The sequence below is a fragment of the Streptomyces sp. NBC_00442 genome (genome assembly GCF_036014195.1).
Classification (GTDB): domain Bacteria; phylum Actinomycetota; class Actinomycetes; order Streptomycetales; family Streptomycetaceae; genus Streptomyces.
Window position 1 is genome coordinate 6,993,831 of record NZ_CP107918.1, and the last position, 17,704, is coordinate 7,011,534.

Annotated in this window: 18 protein-coding genes; 6 read left to right on the plus strand and 12 right to left on the minus strand. The window is 72.1% G+C overall.

The window, feature by feature from the left end:
• Window positions 1-155: 155 nt before the first annotated feature.
• Window positions 156-1,121 (minus strand): tellurite resistance/C4-dicarboxylate transporter family protein, encoded by a 966-nt coding sequence (locus tag OG432_RS31465; protein ID WP_328314341.1) that lies wholly within the window; start codon window positions 1,119-1,121, stop codon window positions 156-158.
• Between the two features lie 173 nt (window positions 1,122-1,294).
• On the opposite strand from OG432_RS31465, the gene OG432_RS31470 reads away from it, so the two are divergent.
• The 3 genes from OG432_RS31470 to OG432_RS31480 all read left to right on the plus strand — a co-directional run bounded on the left by OG432_RS31470 (window position 1,295) and on the right by OG432_RS31480 (window position 4,474).
• Window positions 1,295-2,440 (plus strand): hypothetical protein, encoded by a 1,146-nt coding sequence (locus OG432_RS31470; RefSeq protein ID WP_443058495.1) that lies wholly within the window; start codon window positions 1,295-1,297, stop codon window positions 2,438-2,440.
• Between the two features lie 28 nt (window positions 2,441-2,468).
• The gene (locus OG432_RS31475) at window positions 2,469-2,843 is read left to right on the plus strand and encodes a DUF488 domain-containing protein (RefSeq protein ID WP_328314342.1); all 375 of its coding nucleotides are present in this window, start codon (window positions 2,469-2,471) and stop codon (window positions 2,841-2,843) included.
• Between the two features lie 71 nt (window positions 2,844-2,914).
• Window positions 2,915-4,474, plus strand: coding sequence for a bifunctional phosphatase PAP2/diacylglycerol kinase family protein (locus OG432_RS31480; protein WP_443058619.1), 1,560 nt, complete (start codon window positions 2,915-2,917; stop codon window positions 4,472-4,474).
• 50 nt (window positions 4,475-4,524) lie between these two features.
• Here OG432_RS31480 and OG432_RS31485 read toward each other — a convergent pair whose 3' ends face one another.
• A complete protein-coding gene (locus tag OG432_RS31485; protein ID WP_328315325.1) occupies window positions 4,525-5,772 on the minus strand; it encodes an MFS transporter in 1,248 nt (415 codons plus the stop codon).
• Window positions 5,773-6,168: 396 nt separating this feature from the next.
• On the opposite strand from OG432_RS31485, the gene OG432_RS31490 reads away from it, so the two are divergent.
• Window positions 6,169-6,915 (plus strand): AraC family transcriptional regulator, encoded by a 747-nt coding sequence (locus tag OG432_RS31490; protein WP_328315326.1) that lies wholly within the window; start codon window positions 6,169-6,171, stop codon window positions 6,913-6,915.
• A 29-nt stretch (window positions 6,916-6,944) separates the two neighbouring features.
• Window positions 6,945-7,793, plus strand: a complete 849-nt coding sequence (locus OG432_RS31495; protein ID WP_328314345.1) for a carboxymuconolactone decarboxylase family protein — start codon at window positions 6,945-6,947, stop codon at window positions 7,791-7,793.
• A gap of 125 nt (window positions 7,794-7,918) precedes the next feature.
• Here OG432_RS31495 and OG432_RS31500 read toward each other — a convergent pair whose 3' ends face one another.
• Both OG432_RS31500 and OG432_RS31505 read right to left on the minus strand, forming a co-directional pair.
• The gene (locus OG432_RS31500; protein WP_328314346.1) at window positions 7,919-8,119 is read right to left on the minus strand and encodes a hypothetical protein; all 201 of its coding nucleotides are present in this window, start codon (window positions 8,117-8,119) and stop codon (window positions 7,919-7,921) included.
• 283 nt (window positions 8,120-8,402) lie between these two features.
• Window positions 8,403-8,822 (minus strand): CBS domain-containing protein, encoded by a 420-nt coding sequence (locus OG432_RS31505; RefSeq protein WP_328314347.1) that lies wholly within the window; start codon window positions 8,820-8,822, stop codon window positions 8,403-8,405.
• A gap of 330 nt (window positions 8,823-9,152) precedes the next feature.
• Between OG432_RS31505 and OG432_RS31510 the strand changes: the two genes are divergently transcribed.
• Window positions 9,153-10,343, plus strand: a complete 1,191-nt coding sequence (locus OG432_RS31510; protein ID WP_328314348.1) for an acyl-CoA dehydrogenase family protein — start codon at window positions 9,153-9,155, stop codon at window positions 10,341-10,343.
• 87 nt (window positions 10,344-10,430) lie between these two features.
• On the opposite strand, the gene OG432_RS31515 is transcribed toward OG432_RS31510, so the two are convergent.
• The 8 genes from OG432_RS31515 to kdpF (OG432_RS31550) form a co-directional block, all read right to left on the minus strand.
• Entirely contained in the window at window positions 10,431-10,991 is a 561-nt protein-coding gene (locus OG432_RS31515) for a hypothetical protein (protein ID WP_328314349.1), read from the minus strand.
• Window positions 10,992-11,138: 147 nt separating this feature from the next.
• Window positions 11,139-11,828 carry a response regulator gene (locus tag OG432_RS31520; protein WP_328314350.1) on the minus strand — a complete coding sequence of 230 codons (690 nt, stop codon included), beginning with the start codon at window positions 11,826-11,828 and terminating at the stop codon, window positions 11,139-11,141.
• Window positions 11,829-11,948: 120 nt separating this feature from the next.
• Window positions 11,949-12,665: a potassium-transporting ATPase subunit C gene (locus tag OG432_RS31525; protein WP_328314351.1), complete on the minus strand. Its 717-nt coding sequence runs from the start codon at window positions 12,663-12,665 to the stop codon at window positions 11,949-11,951.
• A gap of 6 nt (window positions 12,666-12,671) precedes the next feature.
• On the minus strand, window positions 12,672-14,774 hold the full coding sequence (gene kdpB, locus OG432_RS31530; protein WP_328314352.1) for a potassium-transporting ATPase subunit KdpB: 2,103 nt from the start codon (window positions 14,772-14,774) through the stop codon (window positions 12,672-12,674).
• On the minus strand, window positions 14,771-16,435 hold the full coding sequence (kdpA, locus tag OG432_RS31535) for a potassium-transporting ATPase subunit KdpA (RefSeq protein WP_328314353.1): 1,665 nt from the start codon (window positions 16,433-16,435) through the stop codon (window positions 14,771-14,773). The genes kdpB and kdpA overlap by 4 nt, the downstream gene beginning before the upstream one ends.
• Before the next feature lie 8 nt (window positions 16,436-16,443).
• On the minus strand, window positions 16,444-16,533 hold the full coding sequence (gene kdpF, locus OG432_RS31540) for a K(+)-transporting ATPase subunit F (protein ID WP_328314354.1): 90 nt from the start codon (window positions 16,531-16,533) through the stop codon (window positions 16,444-16,446).
• Between the two features lie 239 nt (window positions 16,534-16,772).
• The gene (locus OG432_RS31545; protein ID WP_328314355.1) at window positions 16,773-17,525 is read right to left on the minus strand and encodes a DUF4118 domain-containing protein; all 753 of its coding nucleotides are present in this window, start codon (window positions 17,523-17,525) and stop codon (window positions 16,773-16,775) included.
• Between the two features lie 41 nt (window positions 17,526-17,566).
• On the minus strand, window positions 17,567-17,656 hold the full coding sequence (gene kdpF, locus OG432_RS31550; RefSeq protein ID WP_328314356.1) for a K(+)-transporting ATPase subunit F: 90 nt from the start codon (window positions 17,654-17,656) through the stop codon (window positions 17,567-17,569).
• Between the last annotated feature and the right edge of the window lie 48 nt (window positions 17,657-17,704).

Genomic DNA, 17,704 nt, shown 5'->3' on the forward strand with positions numbered 1-17,704 from the left:
AGCGAGCCGGCCGAGCTCCCGCTACGGGGCCGCAGTCGACCTCGCCCCGCTCGTCTTCCGGCGCGGCGAACCCACCCGAGAACCTTTGCCCGAGAGCCCTTGCCCGAGAACCTTGGTCGGACAGGAACTACCCGAGAACCTTGGTCGGACAGGAACTAGGGGCCGCCCGGCCCGGGGTGCGGCTCTGCCCGCGAGCGGCTCCTTCGGCGCGCGAACCCGGCGAGCGTGAGCAGCCAGGCCGCGACGGCGGCCCACAGGATGATCTCGCCGAGCGTGCGCAGCCAGTGGACCCCGGCGGCCGTCGAGGCGGTCAGCGCGGCCACCGCGGTCATGCCGAGCGGGAAGACGGTGGACCAGCGCCGGATGTCGTAGCGCGGCCGGGGCCGGCACACCTCGGCGACGAGCAGCGCCGCGCACGCGGTGAGGTTGGCGGCGAGCAGGACCAGGGTGGTGGTGCGCAGGGCGGTGTGCGCGGCTCCGGTCCACAGCGGGGACGCGGTCAGTTTCGCCGAGGCGAGCGCCGAGATCGCCAACGCGCCACCGCCGATCCACTGGTCGCCCGCGCCGGCGTACACCTCGCGGACATCGAACCGGACCAGCGCCTCCCCGTAGAGGAAGAGCCCGAGGACGAGTGCGGCCAGGGCGGCCCGCGCGAGCCAGGCGCCCGTGGCGGTCAGGGAGAGCGTCGCGGCCAGGACCGCGAGCCCCTGCGTGGCGACGCACACCAGGAAGGCGGCCCCGGGCATCCGCCGGTGCCAGTGGCGTACGACCGCGAACAGGAGCCCCGGCCAGATCGCGGCGGCGAGGGCGAGCAGTGCCAGGGCCGTTTCCGTCAGGCCGAGCGCGCTCAGGCGGGTGCCGAGCACCGTGGTCGCGGCGACGGCGGTCAGGGCGGGCGGTGTGTCCGCCTCGCCGGACCAGCGGGCCCGGTTTCCCAGGAGCCGCCGCGCGAAGTCCCAGGCGAGCAGCACCCACAGCAGCGCGGCGATGACGAGCCACGCCCGCGAAAGGATTTCGTGGCCCGTCAGGTGCAGCCCGATGGAGATGATCGCGGTGGCCATGACGGCGCCACCGGCGGCCGGGGGCAGTTCGGCCCACCACGGGGCGCCCTGGCGGTTCATCGCGGGGCGCCCTGGCGGTTCATGGAGCCATCTCAACGCGGCCGGGGCCGCGTCGCCACCGAGGTGGCGTTCCGGTGGAAATGCTTGTACAGTACAACTGATAGAAGTTGTAAAAGCCAACCATCGGGTGGTGGCCGGGTCCCGGTCCCGCACCCGGTCAGAAGGGTCCGCTGATGTCCGGAGGTCACAAGGCCGGCCGCCCCGGCGCGTCGGGCGACGTGCGTACGGCACCGTCGCAGCCCGCGCTGCGACACGTCCTCACACATCTGATCACCCCCCTGCTGATGTGCCTCGGCATGGGGCTCGCCTATCTCGGCGCGTTCGCCACCCCCGAGCCGCACCACCTGCCGGTCGCGGTCGTCGGCGCGGGCCCCGAGGCGAAGGTGTTCGCGCAGACGGTGAAGGACAAGGCGGGCGACGCGCTCGACGTCCGTACGCTGCCCGACCGCGCCGCCGCCGTGGACGAGCTGACGTCCCGGAACATCTCCGGCGCCTACGTCCCGGACGCCAGGGCGCCCGAACTGATCGTCGCCTCGGCGGGTTCCGACATGAGCGCCACCGCCGTCGAGAAGGTCTTCACCCCGGTGGCCGCCGCACAGGGCGCACCCCTGAAGATCACCGACGTCGTGCCGCCGGTCTCCGGCGACCCCACGGGCTCGGGCATCTTCTTCCTGCTCATCGCGGTGAGCATCGGCTCCTACGCCTCCGTGGCCGTGCTCGGCGCGGCCGGTGCGGGACTGCCGTCGCGCACGCGGGCCTGCCTGGTGGCCGGGGTCTCGTTCGTGGTCTCCCTGATCGGCGCCGCCTTCGCCGGACCGCTGTTCCACCTGGTCGACCACGGCCTGTGGGGCGTATGGGCGATGTCCTGGCTGTACTCGGCGGGCATCCTCTTCCTCGGCGCCGGACTCCACACCTTCCTCAAGCGCTGGACCACACTCGCCGTGATGGTGCTCTTCGTGATGCTCAACTTCACCAGCTCGGGCGGTCTGTTCCGGCCCGAACTCCAGGACGGCTTCTTCGGCGGACTGCACGCCTTCTGGAACGGCGCGGGCCTCGTCGAGGGCATCCGCGACCTGGTCTACTTCGGCGGGCACGGCCTCGCCCGCAACGTGTGGGTGCTCGCCGCCTGGCTGGTTCTCGGCCTCGCCGTGATGATGGTCGCGGGAGCGGTCGAACGCCGCCGCGCCCCGGCCGCCACCCCCGCGGCACCCGCGCCCGCCACGGCGCCCGCCCCGGCCGGCGAAACCGGGCAGGCGGCCGGGCGGGCCACGCGGGACGCCGCGGAGGAAGAGGAGATCGAGGAGACCGTCGGCGTCTGAGACGGCGGCGACACCCGGGAGGCACCCCATGCCGGCACAGCACACACCGCGGGTCCGCCGCGTCTACGACCCGCCCGAGGACGCCGACGGCGTACGCGTCCTCGTCGACCGCCTCTGGCCCAGGGGGCTGTCCAAGGAACGCGCCGCCGTCGACGAGTGGCCCAAGGACGTCACCCCCTCGACGGAACTGCGCCGCTGGTACCACGAGGACCGCGCCCGCTTCGCCGAGTTCCAGGAGCGGTACGAGGCCGAACTGGCCGAGCCCGGTCCGAGCGGCGCCGTCGAGCGGCTGCGAGGCCTCGCCGAGGACGGCACCCTCACCTTGGTCACCGCCGTCAAGGACATCGACCACAGCCATCTGCCGACGCTCCTCGCCGCCCTCGGGCCCGGCCGGTCCCGCTGAGCCGGCGCCCGTCCGGCCGAACCCGGCAGGCGCACCGCCGCCGTCCCGGCTAGGCAGGGCACATGGCACCGATGTCACGGATGGGCACGATCGACCGTCGCTGGTTCGAGCGGGTGGCCGGCGCACGGCTGCCCGGCGCGGACCAGGTGCTGCCCCGCCTGAGCCGCGCCGCCAACCACGGGCGGCTGTGGTTCGCGACCGCCGCGGTGCTCGCCGCGGCCGGGGGGCCCACCGCCCGACGGGCCGCGCGGCGCGGGGTGGGCGCCCTCGCGCTGGCCTCGCTCACCACCAACACCGTCGCCAAGTACGCCACCCGGCGCGGGCGTCCGGTCGTGGACACCGTCCCGCTGGTGCGCCGCCTGGCCAAGGCGCCGCGCACCTCCTCCTTCCCCTCCGGGCACTCCGCGTCGGCCGCCGCCTTCGCGGCCGGGGTGGCCCTGGAATCCACCCGGTACGGGGCCCTGGTCGCGCCGGCCGCCGCGGCCGTGGCGTTCTCCCGCGTCTACGTCGGCGTCCACTACCCGGGCGATGTGCTCGCCGGCTGCGTGCTCGGCGTGGCCGCCGCGGCCGCCACCTGCTACTGGTGGCCGCCCCGGCCGCAGCCAGTCCATCCGCTGCACACCCGTGCCGCGGCGCCCACGGTGCGGCGCGGGCAGGGCCTCGTGGTGGTCGTCAACGGCGGCTCCGGCAAGGGAGTTCCGGGCCGGCTGCCCGCGCAGGACCATCTGCGGCTGCTGCTGCCCGAGGCCGAGATCGTCGAACTCGGCCCCGGCGAGGACCTGGGCGAACTCCTCGACGAGGCCGTCGCCCGAGCGGGCCGGCTCGCCGGAGTGCTCGGGGTGTGCGGCGGCGACGGCACCGTGAACGCAGCCTGCGAACGGGCCGCACGCGCCGGGCTCCCCGTGGCGGTGTTCCCCGGCGGCACCCTCAACCACTTCGCGCTCGACGCCGGCGTCGCCGCCTTCGAGGACACCGTCCACGCCCTCGAACACGGAGAGGCGATCCGCGTCGACCTGGCCCGGGTGCACGACGGCGGCGGCCAGAACGTCGCGGCCTTTCTCAACACCTTCAGCGTCGGCTTCTACCCGGACCTGGTACGGGTGCGCGAGGGCCTGGAAGACCGCATCGGCAAGTGGCCGGCGGGCGCCATCGCGCTCCTCCGCGTGCTGCGCACCGCAACCCCCCTGCACCTGCGCGTCGACGGCCGCCCGCGGGTGCTGTGGCTCCTGTTCGCGGGCAACGGCCACTACCGGCCCGACGGACTCGCCCCCTCCTACCGGCCCCGCCTGGACGAGGGCCTGCTCGACCTGCGCACCGTCGACGCCGAGGTGCCGCTGGCCCGGGTCCGTCTCGTCGTCTCCGCCCTGGCCGGCGCGCTGCGGCGCTCGCACGTCTACCGCGCGGAACGCGTCCGCTCGGTCCGCCTGACCGGCCTCGAAAGCGTCAACTCCCTTGCGTACGACGGCGAGACGGCGCCCGCACCCGACGCTCTCGTCCTCGACAAGGAGGACCGGGCGCTCACCGTCTACAGCCCGGCCGAAGCGCAGGACGAGCTCGCCCAGCGAGCCCGCACCGCGACGGCCGCCCTCGCCGCGGGAGCCACGGCGACCCGGGCGCGGCGGACCCCCTAGGGGCAGGTGTGTCTCGCCCAGCCCTGTGGGTCGGGTTTGCCCGAGGGGCCTCACCCGCCTCGTGCCTCCAACGGCGCCGCGTCGGGCCCGACCCCTTCGGCCCCTTCGGGCGAGGCCTCTGTCGCATCCGGCCCTGGGGGAGCGGCCTCCGCTGCCGCGGGCTCCGGCCCCGCCACCTCCGGCCCTGTTGGCTCCGGCAGGGCTCGGGCGAGGAGCCACGCCAGGGCGGGGAGGGAGATCAGCGGGGCGAGGGCGGCCTGCAGCGACGTTGCGTCGGCCGCGGCCCCGATCAGCGGACCGGCAAGCCCGCCCACGCTCACCGTCAGGCCCAGGGTCACGCCGCTCGCGGTGCCGATCCGGGTGGGCAGATAGTCCTGCCCCAGCGTCACCTGGAGTGAGAACGGCACGTAGAGCGCGGCCGACGTCAGCGCGACGAAGAGGTAGAAGGCGGGGCCGGGCACGAACACCACCCCGGCGACGGCGGGCACCGCGGCCGCGTACGACCACCCCACCACCCGCACCCGGCCCCAGCGCGCGGCGAGCCCGCCGCCCACGACCGTGCCCGCCGCGCCGCCCGCGTACAGCACGAACAGGGCCGCCGAGCCCGCCACTTCACCGCCGCCGACCCGCTCGCGGGCGTACAGCGCGATGAACGCGCTCAACCCCACGAAGACCAGGGAGCGGCAGACGACGACCAGGGACAGTTTGAGGAACGAGGCGCCGTCGTCCCGCACGGCCCCGCTCACCACCCGCGCCCCGGCCCGTCCGGGCATCCGGGTCGCGCGCAGCGCGAGCACACACAGCACGCTGCCGAGCGCGGCCGGCACCACGAGCAGCGGCGCGGCACGCAGGCCGCCGGCCCCCACCACCGCGGCGACCAGCAGCGGGGCGGCCGCGAAGCCGAGATTGCCCCCGAGCGAGAACCAGCCCATCGCGGTGTGGCTCCCGGCGCTCGCCACGCGGGCCACCCGGGCGGACTCGGGATGGTAGGCGGCCACACCCGCCCCGGAGACGGCGACCATTGCCAGCGTCATGGCATACGTGCCACCGCTTGCGCTCAGCGCGACGCCGATGCCGGCCACCGCCGTGCTCACCGGCAGCAGCCATGGCATCGCCCACCGGTCGGCGAGCGCCCCGAACAGTGGCTGGACGACGGAGGAGAGCAGGGAAGCGGCGAGTACGATGCCGGAGGCCGCCGCGTAGGAATACCCGCGCTCGGCGACGAAGAACGGCACGAGGGCCGCCACGGCCCCCTGGTACACATCGACGCAGGCGTGCCCCACGGCCAGCAGGAACACCGGCCGCGTCAGCGGCCCGCCGCCCCGGCCCCGCGCCCGCCACCGCCCGCCCTCACGGCCCTGTCCCCGCGGCGCACCCCGCGTGGGCACTCCCTGCCGTGCCGGCTCGTCCCGCACGGTCGGCTCGTCCCGCACGGTCGGACCGTTGTGCCCAGTCGGATCGCTCCGCCCTGTCGGCTCGTCCCGCGTGGTCGGCTCGGCCCGTTCGGACGCATCACCCCGCCCAGCAGGATCCCCCTGGCCCATCGGATCCCCCCGGCCCGTGGGGCGGCACCGGCCCGTCGGTCGAACTCGGCCCGCCGGGCGGCCCCGGCCCATCCGTTCGTCTCGTCTGTTCGGCACCGTTCGATCATGGCCGGGGCCGCTCCTGTCGCGCTTCCGATAAATTGCCACATGATGCCGAACATCCGCCACACGCCCGCCGCTCCCACCCGCGCCCAACAGATGGCCCCCGGGGACAGCATCGACGCGCACCGGCACGACGATCACCAGCTGATCCACGCGAGCCGCGGCGTCCTGGCCGTCACGACCGGATCCGGGACCTGGGTGGCCCCCGCCACGCGCGCGATCTGGGTGCCCGCCGGCACCGTGCACTCCCACCGGGCGCACGGCGGGGTCGAGCTGCACCTGGTGGGGATCGCGGCCCACGAGGACCCGCTGGGCCGCGACGCGCCCACCGTCCTGACGGTCGGTCCGCTCTTGCGCGAGCTCCTCCTCGCCCACACGCGCGCGCCCGACGAGCGCAGCCCCGAGGGGGAGCGGCTGCGCGCCGTCCTGCTCGACCAGGTCCGAGCCGCGCCCCAGTGGCCCGTCCACCTGCCCGCGCCGAGCGATCCCCGGCTCGTCGCGGTCTGCGCGATGCTGTGGGCCGACCCCGCCGACCGGCGCGGGCTCGCGGAACTGGGCGCGCGGGCCGGCGCGAGCGAACGCACCCTGACCCGGCTGTTCCGCGCGGACCTCGGCATGACGTTCCCGCAGTGGCGCACCCGGCTGCGGCTCTACCACGCGCTGCACCTGCTCGCCGACGACCTCCCGGTGACCACCGTGGCCCAGCGCTGCGGCTGGTCCTCCACCAGCGCGTTCATCGACGTGTTCCGCCGGGCCTTCGGCCACACTCCGGGTGCGCACGGCCGCTTGCGTTAGAGCACGCTCCAACTCGTAGCGTCTGAGACATGAACAGCGCAGACCACATGAAGAACGCAACGGGCCACGCCATCGCCGCGGACGGCACCGAGACGACCGACGAGCGGTTCGAGCGCGGGCTCGCACTGCTGCGCACCATCGGCGGACAGGAACACCCGGCCGTCCTGGACAGCCTGGCCGACATCGCGCCCGGCCTCGGCCGGATGACCGTCGCCTTCGCATACGGCGACCTCCTCGCGCGCCCCGGACTCACGCTGCGCCAGCGGCAGATCGCCACGGTCGGCGCGCTCGCCGCGATGGGCAACGCCGCTCCCCAGCTGCGCTTCCACATCGACGGCGCGCTCAACGTCGGGGTGAGCCCGGCCGAGATCGTGGAGCTCCTCATCCACACGGCCGTGTACGCGGGTTTCCCCGCCGCGCTGAACGCCATCGCCGCCGCCCGCGAGGTGTTCGAGAGCCGCCCCGGCACCGAGGCGCCGCCGGTGGACACGGCGCCGCCCGAGGGCGACCGGTACCAGCGCGGGCTCGCCAGGCTCGCGGAGGTGGACGGGCACGCCGGTGAACAGGTCGTCGCCTCGATGCGGGACATCGCGCCCGATCTGACGCGCTACATCGTCGAGTTCGCCTTCGGAGACATCTACTCGCGCTCCGGGCTCGACCTGAAGTCCCGCGAACTGGCCACCGTCGCCATGTGCACGGCGCTCGGAACCGCCGCCCCGCAGCTGCGCGTCCACATCCACGGCCTGCTCAACGTGGGCGGCACCCGCGAGGAGGTCGTCGAGGTCATCACGCAGATGGCGAGCTACGCCGGGTTCCCCGCGGCGCTCAATGGCATCACCGCCGCCCGCGAGGTCTTCGAGGAGCGCGCGGCGAACTGACCGTACCCGCGCGGCGGCGCGTGGCCCAGGGCCGGGCGGCGGGGGAGGGCAGCGGCCCCGGGCGATCCTGTCGGCCCGGGGCCGCAGCCCCCTGCTTTCCCCCTCCGCCCCCCGGGGTGATCCCTTCAGGGAAGCAGCTTGTCCAGGGCGGCGGGGCCCTCGGCGGCCAGCTTGCGCTCGGCCCAGGCCAGGTTCTGCGGGGTGATGTCACGCCCGGAGGCCAGCACCAGGTCCTCCGCGCTGACCTCGCCCCCGGCTCCGGTGTGCAGCAGCGCGTCAGGGGTCACGGGGTCGGACTGCGAGCTGGAATCGGACCGGTCGTTCATGCCGCCTCCTACGTTCGTCCAGTAATGCACCATTCTGGTCCCCGCCTACCCGGTCCGCATCCGGCCCACACGCCCCTCCGGCACCGGCGTACGACCCCGGCACGGCCCACCGGCACCAGGGGTCCGGGCGCCGCCCGCGCGCACCACTCCGGCCGCCGCGGACAGCCGCCCCGGCCGCCCCGCACAGGCGTCTCCGGCCGGCCGCCACAGCCGCCCGCGGCCGCCGCGCACAGTCGCCCCGGCCGCCGCGCACGGTCGGTTCGTGGCGGTGCGCCCGCCCGGTTCAGGACGCCGCGTACACCCGGCCCGCGTACGTCGCGAACGTCTCCGCGGTGAGCTTGCGGGCCAGGTCCGCCTCGGTGATCATGCCGACGGGCATACCGTCCTCGACCACCACGATCCGCCGGATCCGCGCGTCGCTCATCGCTCTCACCGCGAGTGCGGCGTCGGCCCCGGCGTCGACGGTGTGCACGCCGCCCTCGGCGAGATCGCCCGCGGTGACCTTGGCGGCGTCCTTGCCCGCGGCGAGCGCCTTCACGACGATGTCCCGGTCGGTCACGATGCCGGTCAGGGTGCCGTCGGCGCCCTTCACCGGCAGCGCGCCGATCCCGTGGTCGCGCATCAACTGGGCCGCGCGGTCGAGGGTTTCGGACGCGGGAACGCACCGCACGTCGGCGGTCATCAGGTCGCGGGCAGTGGTCACGGGAGGCCTCCGGTTCAGGGGTGCGCGAGGAGCACGGATGCGGAACACACGCCTCGGCCATGCTCGCCGCGCGCGGGGCTCCCGGCGACCGGTCGGCGCCGTTCGAGTGAAGGCTCCCGGCCGGGCACCGGCGAGACGGTCAAGTCCCGTGTCAGCAGTCGAAGTTGGCTCCCCGGCCGCCGGCTCGCCCGGCGGCCCCCACCCCGGGCGGGCGGCCGCCGGGCGAGCCGGTGAGAAGCCGGTGAGAAGGACGACGACGGCGCCCCTTCCAGATTCTTGTAACACGTTCTACTGTGTGCGCCGCCGTACCGCGACCGTCCTGGAGGGGCCGTGCACCTCGCATACACGCCTGAGCAGCAGCAGTTGCGCACCGAGCTGCGGACCTACTTCGCCGGGCTCGTACCGGACAACGTCTACGCCCGGTACGCGGATCCGGCCGCGCAGAAGCAGTTCTACCGCGAGACCGTGCGCCGGCTCGGCGACGACGGCTGGCTCGGGGTTGGGTGGCCGACGGAGTACGGGGGGCGCGGCCTGACGCCCATGGAGCAGTTCATCTTCTTCGACGAGGCGGCGCAGGCCGGGGTGCCGCTGCCGCTGATGGCCCTGAACACCGTGGGCCCGACGATCATGCGGTACGGCACGGACGAGCAGAAGGCGTACTTCCTGCCGAAGATCCTCTCCGGTGAGATCGACTTCGCCATCGGCTACAGCGAACCCGACGCCGGCACCGACCTCGCGGCGCTCAGGACCCGCGCGGTGCGCGAGGGCGACGAGACCGACGGCACGTACCTCGTGAACGGGCAGAAGATCTGGACCACCAACGGCGACACCGCCGACTGGGTCTGGCTCGCCGTGCGCACCGATCCGGACGCCCCCGCCCACAAGGGCATCACCATGCTCCTCGTGCCGACCTCCGACCCCGGCTACAGCTGCACCCTCATCAACACCCTCGCCTCGCACGACACCACCGCCAGCTACTACGAGAACATCCGGGTCCCCGCGGCGCACCGGGTCGGCGAGGAGAACAAGGGCTGGCGGCTGATCACCAACCAGCTCAACCACGAGCGCGTCACCCTGGCCGCCCACGGCACCATGGCGATCCGCGCCCTGCACGACGTCCAGCGCTGGGCGGCCGACACCAAGCTCGCCGACGGCCGCCGCGTCGTCGACCTCGGCTGGGTCCGCAAGAACCTCGCCCGCACCCACGCCCGCCTCGACGCGATGAAGCTCCTCAACTGGCAGATGGTCAACGCCGTCCAGGAAGGGACCCTCACCCCCCAGGACGCCTCCGCCGTCAAGGTGTACGGGTCCGAGGCGCGCCGGGACGCCTACGCCGCGCTCATGGAGGTGGCGGCGGCCGCCGGCCCCCTGAAGGAGGGCTCGGCCGGCGCGGTCCTGCACGGCGAACTCGAACGCGGCTACCGCTCCGCGGTGATCTTCACCTTCGGCGGCGGGAACAACGAGATCCAGCGCGAGATCATCGCCTGGATCGGCCTGGGCATGCCGAGGGTCCGCCGCTAGGTCCACCGTGACGCACACCGACAGTCGGCAGGTGACGACGCCATCGCACATCCGGGCCCGCGGTGGCGAACGGGCCCGCTCGGGCGGTCACTTCAGGCCGGAGAGCGTGAACACGGTGCGGGCGGTCTCACGGTCGATGTGCGCCGCCATCCGGCTCAGGGCCGTGGCACCGCACAGCAGGGTGCCCCGCCGGATCGAGGTGCGGGTGTCCTCGTCGAAGCGGCGCCACATGGCGGGATTGCGGACCAGGACGGTCGGGTCGATCTCGACCCCGTTGCCCTCCGTGTCGCGGAGGATCATGTGCTGGGCCACACCGTCGGACCACCTGATCGAGACGAGGCTGTCGGTACGGACCGTGTGCCTCGTCAGCGGGCCGCGGGCGCTCAGTTCGCCGGGGGCCGTGGAGACCCGGGGCGGCAGAAGGATCACGAAGACGAGGGCCGCCAGGCCGGTCCAGAGGGCGCCCCGCGTCACGTCGAGCGTGCCGAAGCCCGCGTCCGTGGCGAGCAGCGCCGTGAACAGGAGGCCGGTCACGCCGATGGCGGTGCGCCGCTCGCGGGCCCAGTCGATGTCGTGCGCGAGGGGTCCTGGAGGCTCCGCGACGGCGGTCCGTGTGCCGGTCGTGGACCGTGTGAATCGTCGTCCCATGGTGCGACGGTAGGGCGGTTCCGGGGCCATGGACCGGTTTCTGACGCACCGCTGACGCGGTGGCTACGGCATTGTGATGACGACGGTTCGAACCTGGGTCACGCGAGTACCGCCCTCGCGTCGCCCCGCTCGATCCGGCGGTGTCCATCAGGGTTCGAAGCGGTACCCCATACCGGGTTCCGTGATCAGATAACGGGGATGGGAGGGGTCCGCTTCCAGTTTGCGCCGGAGCTGGGCCATGTAGACGCGCAGGTAGTTGGTGTTCGCTCGGTACGTCGGCCCCCACACCTCCAGCAGGAGCCGGCTCTGTGTGATCAGACGGCCGGGGTGGGTGATGAGGATCTCCAGCAGGTGCCATTCGGTCGGGGTGAGCCGCACGCTGCGCTCGCCCCGCCTCACCCTCTTCGCGACCAGGTCGATGGTGAATTCGTCGGTCGTGACGACGGAGACCTCGGTGACCCGAGAGGTTGTCGGCGCCTCCTGTCTACGCGTGGCCGCCCGGAGGCGGGCCAGGAGCTCGTCCATGCTGAACGGTTTCGTCACGTAGTCGTCGGCGCCGGCGTCCAGCGCCCGGATCTTGTCCTCGGAGGTGTGGCGTGCGGAGAGGACCAGGATGGGGACCTTGCTCCAGCCACGGACGCCCTTGATGACGTCGAGGCCGTCCATGTCGGGCAGGCCGAGGTCCAGCACGATGACGTCCGGCCTTCCCGCCGCCGCGAGCCGCAGGGCCGCGCTGCCGTCGCCGGCCTCCTCGACCTCGAACCTGCGCGCCTGGAGGGTGATCCTCAGCGCGCGGACGAGCTGGGGATCGTCCTCCACCACCAGCACCCGGGTCATCGGTGTGCAGCCTTTCCTTCGGTACGGGCACGGCGGGAGCCGGCGGGGCGTTGCCGCCCTCGGAGGATGCCGGGGGAGCGGCGCGCCCCGCAGGCTCACGGAGGTGTGCGTCGTGGAACGTCAGCTCTTGGAGAGAGCCTTCAGGGCGATGTTGAGTTCGAGGACGTTGACACGCGGTTCGCCCATGAAGCCGAGGGTGCGGCCCTGGGTGTGGTCGGCGACGAGTTTGTCGACCTGCTCGACGCCGAGTCCGTTCTGCTCGGCGACCCGGTGGACCTGGAGCTTGGCGTAGGCGGGGGAGATGTTCGGGTCGAGGCCGGAGCCGGAGGAGGTGACGGCGTCGGCGGGGACGTCCTGCGGCTCGATCCGGTACGCGGCCGTGGAGTTGTCCGCGATGACGGCTTTCCTGGCGGCGAGGACCTGGGCGCAGAGGGTGCCCTCCTCCGCGTCCTTGGTGCAGACCCCGTTCACCGCGCCGCTGTCGGCGGCCTTGTTGGTGGCGCCGGAGAGGATCAGTGAGTACTGGGTGTTGACGCTGTTGCTGCCCAGGCCGTTGGAGGGGCGTGGCTGGAACCACTTCAGGTCCGGCCGGGCCGCCTCCTCGGCGTTTTTCGGATCGTTCTTCGGGAGGTTGTACGTCTGCCCGATGAGGGAGGAGCCGACGACCTGGCCGCTCCTGTCCTTGATCTCGGAGCCGTTGGCCCTGTCGTGGAAGAGGGCCTGGGCGATCCCGGTGACGGCGAGGGGATAGATGACGCCGCAGATCACGGTCAGGACGAGGAGGGCGCGCAGGCCCGCCCCGAGCAGCCGTGCCGCGTTTCCTACGGAACTGTTCATGGTCGATCAGCCGATTCCGGGGATGAGGGTGATGAGCATGTCGATGATCTTGATGCCGATGAACGGGGCGACGAGCCCGCCGAGTCCGTAGATCCCGATGTTGCGGCGGAGCATCCTGTCGGCGCTGGTGGGCCGGTACTGGACGCCCTTGAGGGCGAGCGGCACGAGCGCGATGATGATGAGCGCGTTGAAGATGACGGCGGACAGGATCGCGGAGTTCGGCGAGTGCAGGCCCATGACGTTGAGCTTGTCGAGGCCCGGGTAGACCGCGGCGAACATGGCCGGGATGATCGCGAAGTACTTGGCGACGTCGTTGGCGATGGAGAAGGTGGTCAAGGCCCCCCGTGTGATGAGGAGTTGCTTGCCGATCTCGACGATCTCGATGAGCTTGGTGGGGTTGGAGTCCAGGTCCACCATGTTCCCGGCCTCCTTGGCGGCCGAGGTGCCCGTGTTCATCGCCACGCCGACGTCCGCCTGGGCGAGAGCCGGGGCGTCGTTGGTGCCGTCGCCCGTCATCGCCACGAGCTTGCCGCCGGCCTGCTCCCGCTTGATGAGGGCCATCTTGTCCTCGGGCGTGGCCTCGGCGAGGAAGTCGTCGACGCCGGCCTCCTGTGCGATGGCCTTCGCCGTCAGCGGGTTGTCGCCCGTGATCATGATCGTCTTGATGCCCATGCGGCGCAGCTCGTCGAACCGCTCGCGCATGCCTTCCTTCACGACGTCCTTGAGGTGAATGACACCCAGGACCCGGGCACCCTTGTCGTCCTTGACCGCGACGAGGAGGGGCGTGCCGCCGGCTTCCGAGATCCGGTTGGCGAGCGTGTCGGCTTCGTCGGAGACCTGCCCGCCCTGTTCCCGCACCCAGGTGATGACCGAACCGGCGGCGCCCTTGCGGGTCTGGCTGCCGTCCACGTCGACGCCCGACATGCGGGTCTGCGCGGTGAAGGCGATCCACTCGGCCTGGGACAGTTCGCCCTGGTGGCGTTCGCGCAGCCCGTACTTCTCCTTCGCGAGGACCACGATGGAGCGGCCCTCGGGGGTCTCGTCCGCGAGGGACGACAGCTGGGCGGCGTCGGCGAGTTCGGCCTCCGTGGTGCCCTTGACCGGGACGAATTCGGAGGCCTGCCGATTGCCCAGCGTGATCGTGCCGGTCTTGTCGAGCAGCAGTGTCGACACGTCGCCGGCGGCCTCCACCGCACGTCCGCTCATCGCCAGGACGTTGCGCTGGACGAGCCGGTCCATGCCCGCGATGCCGATCGCGGAGAGCAGGGCGCCGATGGTGGTCGGGATCAGACAGACGAGCAGGGCCGTGAGCACGATCATCGACTGTTCGGCGCCGGCGTAGATCGCGAACGGCTGGAGGGTGACCACGGCGAGCAGGAAGACGATGGTCAACGAGGCGAGCAGGATGTTCAGCGCGATCTCGTTGGGCGTCTTCTGCCGGGCCGCGCCCTCGACCAGGGCGATCATGCGGTCGATGAAGGTCTCGCCGGGCTTGGTCGTGATCTTGATGACGATCCGGTCGGAGAGGACCTTCGTGCCGCCGGTGACGGCCGAGCGGTCACCGCCCGACTCCCGGATCACGGGCGCGGACTCGCCGGTGATGGCGGACTCGTCGACGGACGCGACGCCTTCCACGACGTCACCGTCGCCGGGGATGACGTCCCCGGCCTCGCAGACCACCAGGTCGCCGATGCGCAGCTCGGCTCCCGGGACCTGCTCCTCACTCCGGCCGTCCGTCAGGCGGCGGGCGACGGAGTCCGTCTTGGCCTTGCGCAGGGTGTCGGCCTGGGCCTTGCCGCGCCCCTCGGCGACGGCCTCGGCGAGGTTGGCGAAGATCGTGGTCAGCCACAGCCAGGCGGTGATGGCCCAGCCGAACCAGTCCGTCGGGTTCTTGACCGCCAGCACGGTCGTGACGACGGAGCCGATGAGGACCACGAACATGACAGGCGACTTGACCATGACGCGCGGGTCGAGCTTCCGCACCGCGTCGGGGAAGGACTTCAGCAGCTGCTTGGGATCGAAGAGCCCGCCGCCGACCCGTCCGGCGCCCGGCTTGTGGCCGGTGGATACGTCCTGGTGCGGAGCCCTGGTGGGCGTGGCGGTGCTCATGAGGCGAGCCCTTCGGCGAGCGGTCCCAGCGCGAGGGCCGGGAAGTAGGTCAGACCGGTGATGATGATGATCGTGCCGACGAGCAGTCCGGCGTACAGAGGCTTGTCCGTCCGCAGCGTTCCCGCGGTCTCGGGGACGGGTTTCTGCTCGGCGAGGGAACCGGCGAGTGCGAGGACGAAGACCATGGGCAGGAAGCGGCCGAGCAGCATGGCGATGCCGATGGTCGAGTTGAACCACTGCGTGTCGGCGTTCAGGCCCGCGAAGGCCGAGCCGTTGTTGTTGGCGCCCGAGGTGTAGGCGTAGAGGATCTCGGAGAAGCCGTGGGCGCCGGCGTTGGCCATCGAGGTGACCGGCGTGGGCAGCGCCATCGCGGCGGCCGTGAAGCCGAGGACGAGGGTGGGGGTGACGAGGATGTAGCAGGCGGCCAGCTTGATCTGGCGGGTGCCGATCTTCTTGCCCAGGTATTCGGGGGTGCGGCCGACCATGAGGCCGGCGATGAACACGGCGATGATCGCCATGATCAGCATGCCGTAGAGGCCGGAGCCGACACCGCCGGGTGCGATCTCGCCGAGCTGCATGCCAAGGAGCTGGATGCCGCCGCCCAGGCCCGTGTACGAGGAGTGGAAGGAGTTGACCGCTCCCGTCGAGGTCAAGGTCGTGGCCACCGAGAAGATCGCGGATCCGCCGATGCCGAAGCGCGTCTCCTTGCCCTCCATGGCGCCGCCCGCGGCTTGGAGCGCCGGGCCGTGGTGGGCGAACTCCGTCCACATCATCAGCGCGGTGAAGCCGATCCAGATGACGGCCATGGTCGCGAGGATCGCGTAGCCCTGCCGCAGGTTGGCGACCATGCGGCCGAAGGTCCGCGTGAGGGCGAAGGGGATGAGCAGGATCAGGAAGATCTCGAAGAGGTTCGAGAACGGGGTGGGGTTCTCGAAGGGGTGGGCGGAGTTGGCGTTGAAGTAGCCGCCGCCGTTGGTGCCCAGCTCCTTGATGACTTCCTGCGAGGCGACCGCGCCGCCGTTCCACTGCTGGCTGCCGCCCAGGAACTGGCCGACGTCGTGGATGCCGGCGAAGTTCTGGATGGCGCCGCAGGCGACCAGGATCACCGCGCCGATCACGGAGATGGGGACAAGGATGCGGAGGGTGCCGCGGACCAGGTCGGCCCAGAAGTTGCCGAGTTCGCCGGTGCGCGAGCGCGCGAAGCCCCGTACCAGGGCCACCGCGACGGCCATGCCGACCGCGGCGGAGACGAAGTTCTGGACCGCGAGGCCGCCGGTCTGCACGACGTGGCCCATGGCCTGCTCGCCGTAATACGACTGCCAGTTGGTGTTCGCCACGAACGAGGCGGCCGTGTTGAAGGCCTGGTCCGGGTCGATCGCGGAGAAACCGAGCGAGCCCGGCAGGACGCCCTGGGCGCGCTGCATCAGGTAGAGGAACAGGACGCTCACGGCGGAGAAGGTCAGGACAGCGCGCAGGTAGGCGGGCCAGCGCATCTCGGCCGACGGGTTCGCGCCGATGGCCTTGTAGATCCACTTCTCCGGCTTGTAGTGCTTCTCGGAGGAGTAGACCTTCGCCATGTACTCACCGAGGGGTCGGTAGGCGAGCGCGAGTGCGGCGATCAGCGCGATCAGCTGGAGCACTCCAGCGGTTACGGGGCTCATAGCAGTGCTCAGAACCTCTCCGGGTACACGAGGGCGAGGATGAGGTAACCGAGCAGGGAGACGGCGACCACCAGACCGACGATGTTCTCGACGCTCACAGCTTGGTCACCCCCTTGGCGATGAGGGCCACCAGCGCGAAGACCGCGACCGTGGTGACGACGAAGGCCAGATCGGCCATCGTGAGCTCCTGAATGAAGAGGGAAGTAATGAATCGGCCACATGGCCGATGACGACATAACCGTGTCTTCATCCCGGCGCTAAGACGCTTTGACGGGGTCCATACGGCCGCCGGGGGACTCTTGACGGCACCCTTACGTGAGGGGCCCTGAATCGCCGCTCAGCCCTGGTGGGACAGGCCGGCCGTGTCCAGGGCCGTACCGGCCTGCGCGGCCAGCGCGACAGCCACCAGGCAGGCCTCTTCGGGCGGCAGGGGGCGGCCGGGGAGCGGGTCGAGGAGGAAGCGGCCGTAGTAGTGGCCTCCGCCGAACACCCGCAGCTCCGTCTCCACGTCCGGCCACTCGGCGTACTGGGTGATCCGGTCGCCGCGGCGCAGCCACAGGCCGCCGTCGTGTTCGAGGCGGGGGAAGTGCCCGACGAGACTGCCGTACTGGAAGCGACAACCGCGAAGCCCCAGCAGGCCGACGAGCTCCCGGCGCACGTACTCGACGACCTCTTCCGGTGAGCCGCCGTCCTCGGCCATCCGGGCAGATTCCCGGAGGCTGGTCAGGTGCGCGGTATCGGCGACCACGACGGTACGGAGCCGGCGCACGCGGACGGCCAGCCGCGAGACGATCAGACCGACGACGAGCAGGAGAACGACCGTCAGCATCTCCTCGCCGTTGTCGATGACGAACCGCCCGTACGGCCGGGTGAGGAAGAAGTCGAACCAGGCGGCCGCCGAGAGCGCCGCCAGCGCCCCGGCCGCCGAGGTGCCGAACGCGGCGACCGCGACCACCACGACGACCATGACAAGCGCCTCGTTCGTCACAGAGAGCTCCGTGCGGAACGGCACGAGCGCGCGCGCCACGAGGAAGGGAGCCACGAGCCCCGCCAGCAGGGCAGTGGGGTCGTGGAGTCGGTACCCGGACATGTGATGCCTCCTGTCCGGAAGGCGGAGTGCAGAGCCCTGGATCAGAACCTCTCGGGCCTGATCAAAGCGGCCACGAGGTAGGCGAGCAGGGCGACGGCGACGATGAGCCCGACCACGTTTTCCACGTCCATCCGCTGCTTCTCCTTCGATGTGTGCGCCCAGGCCGCGTCGCCCACCTT